10 protein-coding genes and 1 other annotated feature are annotated in these 16,076 nt (G+C 45.0%); of the genes, 6 read left to right on the top strand and 4 right to left on the bottom strand.

Features of this window, described 5'->3' with window-relative positions:
- Positions 1–240: 240 nt before the first annotated feature.
- Complete coding sequence (locus HOP38_RS13670) at positions 241–1,710, bottom strand: glutamate synthase subunit beta (protein ID WP_038223963.1); 1,470 nt, start codon at positions 1,708–1,710, stop codon at positions 241–243.
- The gene (gltB, locus tag HOP38_RS13665; protein WP_006072897.1) at positions 1,710–6,257 is read right to left on the bottom strand and encodes a glutamate synthase large subunit; all 4,548 of its coding nucleotides are present in this window, start codon (positions 6,255–6,257) and stop codon (positions 1,710–1,712) included. The genes HOP38_RS13670 and gltB overlap by 1 nt, the downstream gene beginning before the upstream one ends.
- Before the next feature lie 526 nt (positions 6,258–6,783).
- Here gltB and mnmL point away from each other — a divergent pair.
- From mnmL to HOP38_RS13650, 3 genes are all read left to right on the top strand, one after another.
- Complete coding sequence (mnmL, locus tag HOP38_RS13660) at positions 6,784–7,722, top strand: tRNA modification radical SAM protein MnmL/YtqA (protein ID WP_124940229.1); 939 nt, start codon at positions 6,784–6,786, stop codon at positions 7,720–7,722.
- 68 nt (positions 7,723–7,790) lie between these two features.
- A complete protein-coding gene (gene arcB, locus HOP38_RS13655; RefSeq protein WP_198558296.1) occupies positions 7,791–10,142 on the top strand; it encodes an aerobic respiration two-component sensor histidine kinase ArcB in 2,352 nt (783 codons plus the stop codon).
- Positions 10,139–10,609, top strand: coding sequence for a hypothetical protein (locus tag HOP38_RS13650; protein ID WP_198558295.1), 471 nt, complete (start codon positions 10,139–10,141; stop codon positions 10,607–10,609). Before arcB ends, HOP38_RS13650 begins: the two co-directional genes overlap by 4 nt.
- 68 nt (positions 10,610–10,677) lie before the next feature.
- Here the strand turns inward: HOP38_RS13650 and arcA are convergent, their stop codons facing one another.
- Positions 10,678–11,394: a two-component system response regulator ArcA gene (gene arcA, locus HOP38_RS13645; protein ID WP_006072901.1), complete on the bottom strand. Its 717-nt coding sequence runs from the start codon at positions 11,392–11,394 to the stop codon at positions 10,678–10,680.
- 329 nt (positions 11,395–11,723) lie between these two features.
- Here arcA and HOP38_RS13640 point away from each other — a divergent pair, with 329 nt between their 5' ends.
- Positions 11,724–12,113, top strand: coding sequence for a DUF3293 domain-containing protein (locus HOP38_RS13640; protein WP_006072902.1), 390 nt, complete (start codon positions 11,724–11,726; stop codon positions 12,111–12,113).
- A gap of 100 nt (positions 12,114–12,213) precedes the next feature.
- On the top strand, positions 12,214–12,696 hold the full coding sequence (locus HOP38_RS13635; protein WP_006072903.1) for a putative 4-hydroxy-4-methyl-2-oxoglutarate aldolase: 483 nt from the start codon (positions 12,214–12,216) through the stop codon (positions 12,694–12,696).
- A 23-nt stretch (positions 12,697–12,719) separates the two neighbouring features.
- On the opposite strand, the gene HOP38_RS13630 is transcribed toward HOP38_RS13635, so the two are convergent.
- A complete protein-coding gene (locus HOP38_RS13630) occupies positions 12,720–13,193 on the bottom strand; it encodes a ribonuclease regulator (protein ID WP_198558294.1) in 474 nt (157 codons plus the stop codon).
- 277 nt (positions 13,194–13,470) lie between these two features.
- Positions 13,471–13,586, top strand: a sequence feature (Thr leader region).
- Positions 13,587–13,615: 29 nt separating this feature from the next.
- Here HOP38_RS13630 and thrA point away from each other — a divergent pair.
- Complete coding sequence (thrA, locus tag HOP38_RS13625; RefSeq protein WP_038223951.1) at positions 13,616–16,075, top strand: bifunctional aspartate kinase/homoserine dehydrogenase I; 2,460 nt, start codon at positions 13,616–13,618, stop codon at positions 16,073–16,075.
- Position 16,076 lies beyond the last annotated feature (1 nt).

The following is a 16,076-nucleotide window of genomic DNA, read 5'->3' as shown; positions in this document are numbered from 1 at the left end:
ACTTCACAACGTATAGCTTATGGCGATAAAGGTCAAGTTTTCAGAAATTTGTTGTGTATGATTCAGAAATTCAAACGATTTATCTGCGATAGCTGACAAGTCATTGCTGTGAAATAGTGAGAAGGTTAACAGTTTGTTGGGGTTGCAATGAAGACGGACACAAAAAAGGCCAGCAAACTGCTGGCCAAATTAGGAAGGAATACTGTTAGTTACTTATTGGTGTAACCAGACAGACAACCTTTAGGCTGAAAGCATTAATGAATCTGCTTTCGCTTCAAGGTTGGTGTTGCCCATAAGGTATTCATCGATGGCACGTGCACACTCACGTCCCTCGTTGATGCAACGCACGACCAGAGACTGACCAGTACGCATATCACCTGCGGCAAAAACACCTTGCTGGTTGGTTTGGAAACCTTGTGACGCTACGTTTCCTCGCTCATCCAGTTTGATATCAAGTTGTGCTAATACGCCCGTTGGTTCTGGGTGTAAGAAGCCCATTGCTAGGAATGCCATATCACAAGGAATGACACGCTCAGAGTTAGCCACTTCTTCAAAACTTGGGCGTTCACCTGGCGCAGCGTCTTTCCATACGATGTCAGCAATACGAAGACCTGTTACTTGACCTTCATCGTTACCGATGAATTCTTTTGTCAGGATATTCCAATGACGGTCACAGCCTTCTTCATGAGAAGTGGTTGTTTTCATAATCATTGGGTATTGAGGCCAAGGCATATTCGCAGGGCGTTTTTCTGGTGGAATCGGCATGATTTCGACCTGAGTAACACTCGCCGCTTTGTGACGGTTTGATGTACCCACACAGTCAGAACCTGTATCGCCACCACCGATAACCACAACGTGCTTATCTTTAGCGTGGATTTCTTCGCCTTTCAGATCCATATCGTTAGCACGACGGTTATTCTGAGCAAGGAACTCCATAGCGAAATGTACGCCTTTAAGTTCACGTCCAGGAACAGGTAAGTCACGAGGAACGGTAGAGCCACCTGTTAACAGCACCACATCAAACTCTTGGCGCAGTTGCTGAGCATTAACGTCAACGCCCACATGTTGGTTTACTTTAAACTCAACGCCAGCTTCTGCCATCAGATTGATCTTACGGTCAATGATGTCCATACCCAGTTTGAAATCTGGGATGCCGAAGCGAAGTAGGCCACCCACTTTCTCATCGCGTTCAAATACAGTCACAGAGTGACCTGCACTGTTGAGCTGTTCAGCGGCAGAGAGACCAGCAGGGCCAGAACCGATGATAGCAACAGTTTTACCAGAACGAGAACGTGGCGTTTTCGGTTTTGCATAACCTTCGCGGTATGCTGTTTCAACGATAGTTTTCTCGATATTACAGATGGTGATAGGGTCTTGGTTAATACCCAGTACACAAGCACTCTCACAAGGAGACGGACAGACGCGACCTGTAAACTCAGGGAAGTTGTTAGTAGAACTTAGGATGTTCCAAGCTTCTTCCCAGCTATCACGATATACGGCATCGTTGAACTCTGGGATGATATTGCCGATTGGGCAACCACTGTGGCAGAACGGCACGCCACAATCCATACAACGAGAAGCCTGAGTATTGATTTTGTCGCCAAACTCTTCGTTTAGTACGAACTCTTTGTTGTCTTCAATACGAACGGCTGGGTCGAGCTTCTTTGGAAGCTCGCGACCATGTTCTAAAAATCCAGTAGGCTTACCCATTATACTGCCTCCACTTCTTCCGTTTGAGCTTGCTCAGCTTCTGCTTTGCGCTTTTGAAGTACCGCTTTGTAATCACGCGGCATAACCTTAACGAGTGACGCTAGGCTTACTTCAAAGTTATCTAAGAACGACTGAGCGACTTCACTTCCTGTGAACTCTACATGCTTAGTCAGCATATCTTTAAGTAGTTCGCGATCTTCTTGTTCGATTGGGTCTAGGTCGACCAATTCAGGGTTTAGCTTGGTTTCAAAATCACCCGCTGTATCCCAAACGTAGGCAACACCGCCACTCATACCAGCCGCAAAGTTACGTCCTGTCGAACCAAGGATGATGGCCGCACCGCCAGTCATGTATTCACAACCGTGGTCACCGACACCTTCAACAACGACTTTAGCACCAGAGTTACGTACACAGAAACGCTCACCAGCCATACCGCGAATGAAGGATTCACCAGACGTTGCACCGTAGAAACATACGTTACCAACCACGATGTTATCTTCAGCGACAATCGTTGATTTCGCATCAGGGTAGAGTACTAACGTACCGCCTGACAGACCTTTACCCCAGTAGTCGTTCGCATCGCCTTCCACTTCAAACTTAACGCCTTTAGCAAGGAAAGCGCCGAATGATTGACCTGCGCTGCCAGTGAACTTCACGTTCATTGGTTGAGGTAGACCTTGGTCCTTGTAGACTTTAGAAATCTCATTCGACAGCATGGTACCAGCTGAACGGTCGGTGTTGATGATAGGGAACTCAGCATTTACGGCTTCGCCCTTCTCAAGTGCTGGAATCGCTGCTTGAATTAACTTACGGTCCAGAACCTGTTCTAGGTTGTGGTTTTGTTCCGTTTGGTTGTAAACGCCATCTTGCTCACGAGCCTGTTCAATATGTAGTACAGGTGTTAGGTCGAGGTTCTTATATTTCCAGTGACCAATATCTTCACGAACTTTTAGTTTGTGAGATTGACCCACCATCTCATCGATAGTGCGGAAACCAAGTTCAGCCATCACTTCACGTAATCCTTCAGCCATGTATTGGAAGAAGGTAACAACATCTTCTACGCGACCATCGAAGCGCTCACGTAGTGTTTTGTTTTGCGTTGCGATACCCACAGGGCAGGTGTTCTTATGACACTTACGCATCATGATACAGCCTTCAACCACAAGCGCTGCGGTTGCGACGCCCCATTCTTCAGCACCAAGTAGAGTTGCTACCGCAAGGTCACGTGGCGTTTTCATCTGACCATCAGATTGAACCACGATACGGTTACGTAGACCGTTCTTCAGAAGCGTTTGGTGTGTTTCTGCCAAACCAAGCTCCCAAGGAAGACCTGTATGGCGAATTGAAGACATTGGTGAAGCACCAGTACCACCGTCGAAGCCCGCAATCAGGACAACGTCAGCTTTCGCTTTTGCAACACCTGAGGCGATAGTACCTACACCCGCTTCTGATACTAGCTTCACGTTAACGCGACCCGCGCGGTTAGCGTTTTTCAAGTCGTAGATCAGCTGTGCCAAATCTTCGATTGAGTAGATATCGTGGTGTGGCGGTGGAGAAATTAGACCAACCCCTGGAGTTGAGTGACGAGTCGCACCGATCCAGTCATCGACTTTATCACCAGGAAGCTGACCACCTTCGCCTGGCTTCGCACCTTGAGCCATCTTGATTTGTAGCTCATCAGCGTTAGTTAAGTAGTAAGACGTGACACCGAAACGACCGGATGCTACCTGCTTAATTGCTGAGCGTTCCCAGTCACCGTTTTCTTTACGTTCGAAACGAGTTGGATCTTCACCGCCTTCGCCTGAGTTAGACTTAGCACCGATACGGTTCATGGCTACAGCAAGTGTTGAGTGAGCCTCGTAAGAGATAGAACCGAATGACATCGCACCTGTAGCAAAGCGCTTCAGAATGTTTTCAATTGGCTCAACTTCTTCCAGCGGGATGGAGCCTGCTGGGTTCTTAACGAAGTCTAATTGGCTACGCAGAGTCGCAGCGTTATCGCCTTGGTCATCGACGGCTTTCGCATACTTCTTAAACTGAGAGTAATCTTTGTTGCGAGTTGACTCTTGCAGTAGAGAAATAGTTTCTGGGTTAAACAGGTGCTTTTCACCACGCTGTTTCCACTGATAAACCCCACCCACATCAAGAACTTGAACTGGAATTTCACGTGTTGGGAAACCAATACGGTGACGAACCAAAACTTCTTTGGCGATATCATCGATGGTAAGGCCTTGAATACGTGAAACCGTACCCGTGAAATACTTCTCAACTACAGACTTACTGATACCTAACGCTTCGAAGATTTGTGCACCATGGTAAGACTGAAGTGTGGAGATACCCATTTTCGAGAAAATCTTTAATAGGCCGCCGTTGATCGACTTACGGTAGTTCTCGAACAGCTCAGAGATGCTGGTTTCTGGATCCAGTTTTTTAGTGCGTTGTAGCTCAACCATGGTCTCGATAACGAGGTATGGGTTAACCGCGTTTGCACCATAGCCAACAAGCGTTGCAAAGTGGTGCGTTTCACGTGCATCGCCAGTTTCTACTACGATGTCACACTTAGCACGCAAGCCTTTGCGGATTAGGTGGTGGTGAACCGCGCCTACCGCCAGCATCGCTGGGATAGCGGCATGGTTAGAGTTGATAGCTCGGTCAGTTAACAGAATGATTGAGTAACCATCGATAACCGCATCTTCTGCGTATTGACAGATACGTTTTAGTGCGCGCTCTAGCTTACCTTCGTCTTCACTTGCTTGGAAAACGATATCCAGAGTTTTCGCTTGCAGGTGCTCATTATCGATAGCACGCAGCTTCTCAAGTTCAGAGTTAGATAGAACTGGGGACTCTAGCTCAACTTTTTGGCAGTGCTCCGGAGATTCCGATAGCAGGTTCTGATCTTTACCAAGGTAAGTGTTCAGAGACATCACCATACGTTCACGAATCGGGTCGATTGGTGGGTTGGTAACCTGAGCGAATAGCTGCTTAAAGTAGTTAGATAGATGTTGTGACTGGTGCGAAAGGATCGCTAGTGGCCAGTCAGCACCCATTGCAGACAATGGCTCTTTGCCATCTTTTGCCATAGGTACAATGATTTCGTTCACTTCTTCTGAGCTAACACCAAACGCTTGCTGTTTGTGGAGTAGCTTTTCAGGAGAAGGTTGGCTGAACTCGTTGCTCGCATCTGGAAGCTTCTTCAGGCTAAGTAGGTTCTCTTCCACCCATTTCTGGTATGGCTGAGCACTTGCAATGCCATCTTTCACTTCTTCATCAGAGATGATGCGACCTTGCTCTAGGTCAGCAACGAAGATACGACCTGGCTGTAGACGGCCACGGAACTCAACGTTCTCTGGCTCAATATCTACAACACCAGATTCTGATGCCATAACGAGGAAGTCATCTTTGGTCACGGTATAACGTGATGGACGCAGACCGTTACGGTCAAGCGTTGCACCTACCTGAACACCGTCAGTGAAACATACCGATGCTGGGCCATCCCATGGTTCCATAACGTTCGCGTGGTACTGGTAGAACGCACGACGGGTTGGATCCATGTTTTTGTTTTCTTGCCATGCTTCAGGAATCATCATCATTAGCGCATGTGGCAGGCTACGACCAGACAGAACTAGGAGCTCAAGTGCCATATCGAAGTTTGATGAATCCGAGCTGCCTTCTTGACAGATAGGGAGCAGCATGTCGATTTCTGCCTGTGTGAACAAGTCAGATTCGATGATAGCTTCACGCGCCTTCATCCAGTTCAAGTTACCGCGAACCGTGTTGATTTCACCGTTGTGGGCAATGTAACGGAAAGGCTGCGCTAGGCGCCATTTCGGGAAAGTATTGGTAGAGAAACGAGAGTGAACCAGTGCAAGCGCTGTCACCATCGTTGGATTTTGTAGATCTAGGAAGTACTGAGGTACTTGCTCAGTAGTGAGCTGGCCCTTGTAAACCAGTGTCTTGTACGACATTGAATTGATGTAGAAGTCATCACCAATGTTAGACACACTTTCTAAGCAAACGCGTACTGTGTAGTTACGTAATACGTAAAGCTTACGTTCTAGCTCTTCAGGCGTACAGCCCGGACCACCAGAAACGAATACGTGTTCGAATTGTGGCTCAGTGCTCAATGGATCAGCACCAATCATTGAGTTGTCAGTTGGTAAGACACGATATCCAATTACTTCCAACTCTAAACGTTGTGCATTGCGCTCTAGAATGTCACGACATTGTGCGCGTTTGTGCTCGTCTTTCGGGAAAAGAACAACACCGACACCGTATTTCTCAAAAGAAGGCAGTTTAATACCAAGCTTAACAGCTTCTTCCAAAAGAAATTCATGGGGCTTCTGAAGTAGGATACCTGCGCCATCGCCACTGCATGGATCGCAGCCTTGACCGCCACGGTGTTCCATGCGTGCTAGCATATCCAGGGCTTGGGTCACTACTTCGTGTGATTTACGGTTTTTTAGGTGAGCAACAAAACCGATACCACAAGCGTCATGCTCCAACTCTGGAGTATACAGACCTTGTGTATTCTGCTCTCTATCTACCATAGATACTTCCTTCCAGTTTAATCTAGGCACAACTTGAGTGTGTGATTGTGCCTTGTCCTTTGTAATTTTGATTCTTGACTGCCAGAGGGGGCAGTTTTCGAGTCCATTCTGCATCTCGCAGGAAAAGTGTTGCGAGAAAAACATTCCGTGGTGATATTCAATGTCATCTTTCCACAATCCAGTGGAATATGTTGGTGGGAGTAGAATATCAACCTTCAATCTACTAATTCGTACTGTAATAAAAACGGCAAAAACAGCAGAATTGTGTAAGTATCCTACAATTTTGCGCTGTGTAATTCCAACGAAAGTTACGTCTGTTCCACATTTTTTTTATCTACTTTTGAATATATCTAATAACATACATGCAACATTTGCCGTTTTTCTGTTGTTTTTATGAATATTTATTGATTTTGGTTAAGCATGCTTTTCCCGCTCGTTGATACGATGCATGGTTTTCTTTTGCAGGGATGTAATTTAGTTTCACTAATTAGAGTGAGATTCATTCTTATTAATAGGTTTTTCGAACATGCAATTACATGAGTTGGTGAATACCATCGGCCAAGATCTCCAGCGTCGATACGGTGAAAAAGTTCACAAACTGACCCTGCACGGTGGTTTTAGCTGCCCTAACCGAGACGGCACGATAGGTCGTGGTGGTTGTACATTTTGTAATGTTGCCTCCTTTGCAAGTGAAGAGACACAGATTCAATCCATTCATGAACAGCTCACGGATCGTGCTGGTGAAGTGAAGCGCGCAAAGAAGTATCTCGCTTATTTTCAGGCTTATACCAGCACTTATGCAGAAGTACAGGTGTTGAAAAACATGTACGAAGAGGCACTTAAGTATGCTGACATCGTTGGATTATGTGTCGGAACGCGTCCTGATTGTGTTCCTGAATCCGTACTTGAACTTTTGGCTGGGTACGTTGAACAAGGCTATGAAATTTGGCTGGAGTTAGGGCTGCAAACGGCTCACGATCACACACTTAAACGCATAAATCGAGGCCATGATTTTGCTGTGTACGATAAGATCACCCGACGCGCTCGTGCACTTGGAATCAAGGTATGTACACATCTTATCGTCGGTCTGCCAAATGAATCAAAGCAAGACAATCTTGTTACTCTAGACAAGGTGCTGGCCACCGGAACGGATGGCATTAAATTGCACGGTTTACATATTGTTGAAGGCAGTACGATGGCTAAGGCGTGGCGTGCTGGGAGATTAGAAGCGCCAACGCTAGAGTTTTACTTAGACGTGGCCAGTGAAATGATTCGTCGTACGCCAGCAGAGATCATTTTTCACCGCGTCTCCTCTTCCGCGAGAAGGCCGACCTTGTTGTCGCCACTTTGGTGTGAGAACCGTTGGTTAGCGATGACAGAACTAGGCCGAGTGTTAACCAAACAAGGCCAACAGGGCTCATTGACTCTGAATCCGTTTATTTATCACAAACCTGTTCTCAAATAATTCTACTACCGTGTGAAGCTACTGGCTTAATGATAGACTTAGGCCAGTTGTAACGCACGGAGTGCTGAATGAAACCTATCAAAAACCTCGCTCAATATTATGTCGACTTGTTAGTAAAGCTCGGCATTGTTCGTTTTTCTATTCTTCTCGCATTGGCTTTGGTGGCATTAGCCGTTGTGGTTCAGGTGGGTATTACCCTTGTTTTGAATGGGCGTGTAGATGACATTGATATTGTCCGTTCGGTATTTTTCGGTCTGCTTATTACTCCGTGGGCTGTGTATTTTCTCTCTGTTGTTGTCGACCAGTTGGAAGAATCACGTCAGCGTCTCTCTAAGATGGTTTCTAAACTAAAAGACATGCGTTCGCGTGACCAAGATTTGAACCACAAGCTGCAACAAAATATCCGCAAACTCAATCAAGAGATTGAAGAGAGACAAAAAGCGGAGGAAGCGCGTGAAGAGGCGATGAAGGATCTAGAAAATGAGGTGTTTCAACGTGAACGTACTCAACTAGAGCTGGCTGAACGAACCGCTTTACTGCGTTCATTTATTGATGCTTCTCCCGATTTGATCTATTACCGCAATGCGGAAGGTGTCTTCTCTGGTTGTAACCGGGCGATGGAAGAGTTGACTGGTCGAAAAGAAAAAGAGCTAGTGGGTTTGACGCCATGGGACGTTTACTCTGAAGAGATCGCTAAACAAGTTGTTGAAACCGACCATAAAGTGATGGGTGATAACCAAGCACTGACGTATGAGCAGTGGTTAGAGTACCCAGATGGCAAGAAATGTTTCTATGAACTGCGTAAGGTGCCGTTCTATAGCAAAGATGGTAAGCACCTTGGGCTGGTTGGTTTTGGTCGTGATATCACCGAGCGTAAGCGTCATCAAGAGTCATTAGAGAAAGCGAGTCGAGACAAAACAACGTTTATTTCGACCATTAGTCATGAGCTGCGTACACCGTTAAATGGCATCGTCGGTTTGAGCCGAATGTTACTTGATAGCCATCTAAATACTGAACAGCGTAAGCACATGCAAACTATTAACGTCAGTGCCATCACGCTAGGCCATATCTTTAATGACATAATTGATATGGATAAGTTTGATAGACGTAAGCTTGAGCTTTTCCCTGAACCACTGAACTTTGAAGACTTTGTCACTGAACTTGAGAGCATTTCGGCTCTTATGGCGGAGCAGAAAGGGTTACGATTTGATCTTGAGCGTTTAACGGATCTCCCAGAAGGCGTGGTAGTCGATGCGACGAGACTGCGTCAGGTGATTTGGAATCTGGTTAGCAACGCCATGAAGTTCACCAAGCAGGGTGGCGTTGTGATGACCATCAGTGCTGATATTGAAGATAATTATGCTCATATCATTATCGAAGTTGAAGATACTGGAATAGGTATTCCTCAGCACGAACTTGATAAGATCTTCGCTATGTATTATCAGGTGAAGTCAGGGAAAGACAATTTACATGCTGTGGGTACCGGAATTGGTCTTGCGGTTTCTAAGCAACTGATAAAGATGATGGATGGTGACATCACGGTAGACAGTGAAGAAGGGTTTGGAAGTACATTTACGGTATCCATCAATGTCCCTTGTGCTGATAAACAACAATTGGCTCCAGTAGAAGTGAAGCAACAAGGTAGTCTCAATATTTTCTTACTGGAAGATATAGAGTTGAACATTACGGTCGCACGTTCGCTGTTGGAAAGCTTAGGACATACAGTCAGTGTTGCAATGACGGGCGAAGAAGCCATCGCGACGTTTAAGCCAGAAGAGTATGACCTCGCGTTGCTCGATATTCAGTTACCTGATATGACGGGCTTTGATGTTGCACAGAACTTTAGAGAGCACTACACACAATTGCCTCCTTTGGTCGCTTTAACGGCGAATGTGCTAAAGGATAAGCAAGAGTACCTAACAAAAGGCATGGATGACGCTATCAGTAAGCCACTGAGTGTTAAAGCACTCACGGAAGTCATTAACAAGTTTGCTGGCGATGAAGAGTCTACTGACGTTGAAGAAGCAACCGTAGTCGAGAAAACAGATATCAATGACGAACTGTTTAATCGACTATTAGATTTCGATATGTTGGACTCTTATGTTGATATTGTCGGCACCAAACCTGTGTACGATAGCATCACTATGTTCGAGCAAATGATGCCAGACTATCTCGAGATACTGGATTCGAACATGACTGCGAAAGATCAATCCGGCATTGCCTCTGAAGCACATAAGATTAAAGGTGCTGCGGGGTCTATTGGCTTAAAACGCATTCAATCAGTTACCCAGAAGGCTCAGTCTCCGGATATGCCAGCATGGTGGGAGAACATTGAAGATTGGGTTGAAGAGATTAAAAACGAATATCACAATGATATTCAAGTACTTAAAATGTGGTTGGAAAGTAAGGAATCAAAATGAAGAAAATACTCACAGCACTAGCACTTTCTGCAGCTTTAGCCGGTTGTGCAACCTCTCCAGCGACAGACTCAAAAGTATGGATGACGGGAAATACTGCTATGGTTGAACAGCAGACTGTTCGTCTAGAGTCGAACCTTTGGATCGATATGATGCCAAAAATTGGTGAAACGACTGCACTGGTAAAAGAACAAACTCTTCACGGTGCATTAAACCTAGTGACTGACACGCAGCTACCAGCTGATATGGATGTAGCTATGGTGGTATTGAAACAAGGCGATCTGTCTTGGGAGTTTGAAGGTGACGACTTTGAACTGCGAAATCACTCTGAGAATCAGTGGGAAGTGGCGTTTAACTGGCAGTTAGAAGTCAACATTACTAAGCCAGTAGATGTGGCTGTGCAGCTGGTTGGTGGCGACAAACAAACTTGGGTCGTCAACAAACAAGTGAATGTGGATGCGGTGTATTGATTGAGGCTGAATCGCTTTCATTAAAAAGGGACGCACAGTGCGTCCCTTTTGCATTCGTTAGAAGATGATTACTCTTCTAGATCGCCACAGAAGCGGTAGCCTTCACCGTGGATAGTTGCGATGATTTCTGGAGTACCAGAAACTGACTCAAAGTGCTTACGGATACGACGAATCGTTACATCTACAGTGCGATCGTGAGGCTTAAGCTCACGACCAGTCATCTTCTTAAGAAGATCGGCGCGAGTTTGAATCTTACCTGGGTTCTCACAGAAGTGCAGTAGAGCACGGAACTCTGAACGAGGTAGCTTGTAGCCGTCGCCACTTGGGCTAACCAGTGAGCGACTATTGATATCAAGAACCCAACCGTTGAACTCATATTTCTCAACGCTGCGTTTTTCTTCAGTAGCGGCACTTGTGCTCATTGAACGAGTTAGCAGGTTACGTGCACGGATAGTTAATTCACGAGGGTTGAATGGCTTAGTGATGTAATCATCAGCGCCAATCTCTAAACCTAGAATTTTATCAACTTCGTTGTCACGACCAGTCAAGAACATTAATGCTACATTAGCTTGCTCACGAAGTTCACGAGCTAGTAGTAAACCGTTTTTACCAGGAAGGTTGATATCCATGATAACAAGGTTTACAGAGTTCTCAGACATGACTTGGTGCATTTCCTGACCGTCGCTGGCCTCGAATACAGCATATCCTTCTGCTTCAAAAATGCTTTTAAGGGTGTTACGGGTTACTTGCTCATCTTCAACAATAAGAATCTGCGGGCTTTGCATCGGCGGTACCTAATTTAAACTTGTGATAATTCTGTCGCTAGTAGAATAAATTCTAGGCAAAAAGTTAACATATAGGTAATGTTTCTTAGATGTTTACTCAAAATCGTAGAAACAGTTACAGGTTAAGTCGCCTTCCGTGATGTTGCCAAAAAAACGAGAAATCCCTTAAATCTCTTATTATTCTGCTATGTCATTGAGGCGAATTCTATAATGTTAACAGCATGCTAACAATGGTCAAATGTTAATTCCATGCACTTTGTTGATTTAAATCAATAGCGCCTTTGTAACAAATATTAATAGTATTGGGCAAATACAACAATTTAGATAATATGAGTATTGATGCACACTTGTGGCGTGCCTATTCAGAAATTTGCATAGAATTTATCACTGAGTGGGACAGCGAAAATTACGTGATCATAACGGCTTGGAACCCGCAGAGTCGTAAACTGTCTAACGAACTAAATTGCATAAAAAACCTTGACTTAGAGCAAAGACTCAAAATTTATAACTACCAAAATGTTAAGGTGGGAAACCCGAGTTTTAGCTGGGTTGAAGACAGCTTTGCGGTAGAAATGACTTTAACGCAAGGCTGTGAGTTAGCGCAAAAATACCAGCAAAATGCCATTTATTGGGTAGAAAATGGTGTACTGTTTTTGGTTTCCTGTGATGAGAGTCAAACGCAAAAAAAATTAGGCCGATTGGGTGATTTCTTACGTTAGCAGAAAAAATTACCGGATAGGCGATAAAGGATTTTAATTTAATGCTCTTCTAAAGACTTGCTACTAGCATGGCTATTGAGCAAAAAATCACGGAGGAAAAATGAGAGATATCACACCTGATATTTGTGACCAACACGAAGATAAAGTCATGTTGCTGAATTTGCCACTGCAAAATTTCGGGCAACGTGCCGCGTTCTGGGGAGAGATTGTAACGGTACGCTGTTACCACGATAACTCAATGGTGCGAGAAGTGTTAGGGCAAAATGGTACAGGCAAAGTACTCTTTGTTGACGGTAATGGTTCTTGTGCCAAAGCACTGCTTGGGGACCAACTCGCGATTATGGCAATAGAAAACGGATGGGAAGGCGTGATTGTGAATGGCGCAGTTCGGGACGTGGCGGCTATGGCGGAAATGGATCTGGGAGTGAAAGCGCTAGCGGCATGTCCTTTCAAAACAGAAAAACGTGGAGCAGGTCAAATCAACGTTACATTAACGATGAACAACCAAATCGTTCAACCTGGGCATTACGTTTATTCTGATTGGAATGGGGTATTGATCGCTAAAGAAGCATTAGAGTTTTAAGTCATGCTTGAACTGATGCTCAGTTAAAAACGAAAGCCTAGACCCACTTCAACGCCTTGTTGTATCTTCTCAAAATCGAAGGTGGCGTGAACGTCTAGGTTTTCGGTTAATCTCATCCTACTTGATATTTCCGCAGCCATTGCGCCTTGCTTTTCGTTATTCTCTTCATATTGGTAGCCACGAAGTGTACTTTTTACCGAGATACGGTCAGAAACATTGTAGCTAACACCACTCAAAAATCCTTGGTCTATCGACTCGTGAGAATTATTCAATCGAGCCCCGATGTAAACATCTAATGAGTCAAAGATTGAATAGGAATAGCCACTATCAATATTCCAAGTATCAAAAGAATCACTGCTACCCAGCTTAGTGCCTGAAGAAAGAAAGAAGTTATGAGGGGAGGCGTCATGCTGCGAAGGCAGCGTAGGTAGGTCTACCGCGAGGGATATTCCTGAGAACAATAACAAGGGTAAAGCGTAAAAAGACACTGCTTTCATAGCACCACTCCTTGGTTATTGTTTTTATAGTTTATTGACTTCTAATTAAAGCACATAAACTAAGCAAAAAGTTGTAAATCTATATAGCAATTGGTTATTAATAAAGATCCTAACTGAATAAGTTATCTGCAATTATCAATTTCTATGCGTTTAAGAAAAAAACGCCGCTAAAGCAATAAAAGTACATTTTTTAATTGACTCAGCTACAACAAATAGGTTAAACGTATGGGTAAGCACTTAAGAGATTTTTAAGAAGACCCTATGTTTAGTTGCCAGCACGTAGTAATGACCACCACGATTATTATTACCGACATTACCAATGTTGGGGCGGGCTGGTAGACGGAAGAAATTCAAAAACAAGGCCTGTATCCCCAAGATACGGGCCTTTTTTTTACCTGTTTTGAGTATTTCGGGAGGAAAGGATGCGAGTACTAAAATTTGGAGGTTCATCATTAGCTGATGCAGACCGCTTTTTAAGAGCAGCGGACATCATCGCTAATAATGCCCAGCAAGAAGATTTGGCAGTGGTGCTATCGGCACCGGGTAAAACGACAAACAAACTTGTCGCCGTTATTGAAACTGCCCTAAAAAACAATGAAGTTGAGTTGCAGATTTCAGAGCTTGAAACATCATTCAACGAACTATTTTCTAATATTGCTGCTGTACTCCCGAATATTGAGCGCACAGATTTTGACAACCAAGTCAAAACATCTTTATTCCAATTGCATCAATTTGTCCACGGTATCCGATTACTCGGAACTTGCCCAGATCACGTGAATGCTCGCATTATCTCAAAAGGTGAGCGAATCTCGATTCAACTTATGAAAGCTGTACTGCAAGCTAAAGGTCAAGCTGCGGATCTTATTGATCCAGTTAAGTACCTTTTTGCTCAAGGTGATCATTTAGAAGCGATGGTGGATGTGGAAGTATCAACCCAAAACTTCCAAGCTAACCCACTGGCAGAAGGTGTCGTGCACATTATGCCGGGCTTTACTGCTGGCAACGCTAAGGGTGAATTGGTTACGCTTGGTCGTAACGGCTCTGACTATTCTGCGGCGGTATTAGCAGCGTGCTTGCGTGCTGATTGTTGTGAAATTTGGACGGATGTTGATGGGGTTTACAACTGTGACCCTCGCCTGGTTGATGATGCTCGCCTTCTCAAGTCACTGAGCTATCAAGAAGCGATGGAACTTTCTTATTTTGGCGCTTCGGTTCTTCACCCAAAAACTATTGCACCTATCGCTCAGTTCCATATTCCATGTCTCATCAAGAACTCGTTTAACCCACAAGGGGCTGGTACCTTGATTGGTCAAGATACTGGTGAAGATAACTTACCAATCAAAGGTATCACGACGCTGTCTAACCTTATCATGGTAAACGTATCTGGACCTGGTATGAAAGGCATGGTGGGCATGGCGAGTCGCGTTTTTGGCGCTATGTCATCAGCGGGTGTGTCCATCGTTCTTATTACTCAATCATCTTCAGAATACAGCATCAGTTTCTGTATTGAAGAAGAAGACAAGCTCGATGCAGAGCGAGCATTGCGCGAAGCTTTTGAGCTGGAGCTCAAAAACGGCTTGCTAGAGCCTGTTGAGTTTATGGATGATGTCGCGATCGTGACACTAGTGGGCGATGGCATGCGCACGTCTCGCGGTGTCGCTTCTCAGTTCTTCTCATCACTGGCAGAAGTTAACGTCAACATTGTCGCAATCGCACAGGGCTCCTCCGAGCGCGCTATCTCAGCGGTAATCCCAGAAGACAAAATTTCTGAGGCCATCAAAGCGTGTCATGAAAATCTTTTCAATTCCAAGCATTTCCTAGATGTGTTTGTCGTTGGTGTTGGCGGTGTTGGTGGTGAGCTGGTGGACCAAATTCAGCGCCAGCAAGCCAAACTGGCAGAGAAAGGCATCATTATCCGCGTATGTGGTCTGGCAAACAGTAAAGGTGTCTTGCTAGATGGTAAGGGACTTCCTCTCGACCAATGGCGCGATCGTATGGGCGATGTAAGTGAGAAGTTCTCGGTGGCAGGTTTAGCCGCATTGGTTCAGCGTAATCACATTATTAACCCTGTTTTGGTTGATTGTACTTCTAGTGAAGACATTGCCAATCAATATACGGAGTTTTTAGCGGCAGGCTTCCATGTAGTCACGCCAAATAAAAAGGCAAACACTGCGAGCATGTCTTACTATCATCAACTGCGTGATGTCGCTCGTAACTCTCGTCGTAAGCTAATGTATGAGACAACGGTAGGGGCAGGTCTGCCAGTTATTGAGAACCTACAGAACCTGATCGCAGCGGGTGATGAGCTAGAGAAATTCAACGGTATTCTATCGGGTTCGTTATCTTTCATTTTCGGTAAGTTAGATGAAGGGTTAACGCTAAGCCAAGCAACTAATGTCGCAAAAGATAAAGGTTTCACTGAGCCAGATCCACGTGATGATCTATCAGGCATGGACGTAGCACGTAAACTGCTCATCTTAGCTCGCGAAGCGGGGATGGCGCTTGAACTTGAAGATGTCGAAGTTGACCAAGCGTTGCCACCAGGTTTTGATGATTCAGGTTCAGTAGATGAGTTTATGGCCCGTCTGCCTGAAGCGGATGCTTACTTCAGCCAACTGTCAGCGGACGCTGCCAAAGAAGGCAAAGTGCTGCGCTACGTGGGCGAAATCGCAGATGGTAAGTGTCGCGTACGCATTGCTGCCGTGGATGAAAACGACCCTATGTTCAAGATTAAAGATGGTGAAAACGCACTGGCATTTTATAGTCGCTATTATCAGCCAATTCCACTGGTATTACGTGGTTACGGTGCGGGTACAGAAGTGACCGCAGCAGGCGTGTTCTCTGATGTGATGCGTACATTAGGCTGGAAACTAGGAGTGTAAG

The sequence above is a fragment of the Vibrio mediterranei genome (assembly GCF_013364395.1).
In the GTDB taxonomy this organism is placed as follows: domain Bacteria; phylum Pseudomonadota; class Gammaproteobacteria; order Enterobacterales; family Vibrionaceae; genus Vibrio; species Vibrio mediterranei.
The sequence above is the reverse complement of the archived record's forward strand: the minus strand, read 5'-3'. Positions and strand labels throughout refer to the sequence as shown.

Excerpts from the sequence above, each read along its gene's own strand:
- HOP38_RS13670 (WP_038223963.1), bottom strand. The coding sequence starts at position 1,710 with ATGGGTAAGCCTACTGGATTTTTAGAACATGGTCGCGAGCTTCCAAAG.
- gltB (WP_006072897.1), bottom strand. The coding sequence starts at position 6,257 with ATGGTAGATAGAGAGCAGAATACACAAGGTCTGTATACTCCAGAGTTG.
- mnmL (WP_124940229.1), top strand. The coding sequence starts at position 6,784 with ATGCAATTACATGAGTTGGTGAATACCATCGGCCAAGATCTCCAGCGT.
- arcB (WP_198558296.1), top strand. The coding sequence starts at position 7,791 with ATGAAACCTATCAAAAACCTCGCTCAATATTATGTCGACTTGTTAGTA.
- HOP38_RS13650 (WP_198558295.1), top strand. The coding sequence starts at position 10,139 with ATGAAGAAAATACTCACAGCACTAGCACTTTCTGCAGCTTTAGCCGGT.
- arcA (WP_006072901.1), bottom strand. The coding sequence starts at position 11,394 with ATGCAAAGCCCGCAGATTCTTATTGTTGAAGATGAGCAAGTAACCCGT.
- HOP38_RS13640 (WP_006072902.1), top strand. The coding sequence starts at position 11,724 with ATGAGTATTGATGCACACTTGTGGCGTGCCTATTCAGAAATTTGCATA.
- HOP38_RS13635 (WP_006072903.1), top strand. The coding sequence starts at position 12,214 with ATGAGAGATATCACACCTGATATTTGTGACCAACACGAAGATAAAGTC.
- HOP38_RS13630 (WP_198558294.1), bottom strand. The coding sequence starts at position 13,193 with ATGAAAGCAGTGTCTTTTTACGCTTTACCCTTGTTATTGTTCTCAGGA.
- thrA (WP_038223951.1), top strand. The coding sequence starts at position 13,616 with ATGCGAGTACTAAAATTTGGAGGTTCATCATTAGCTGATGCAGACCGC.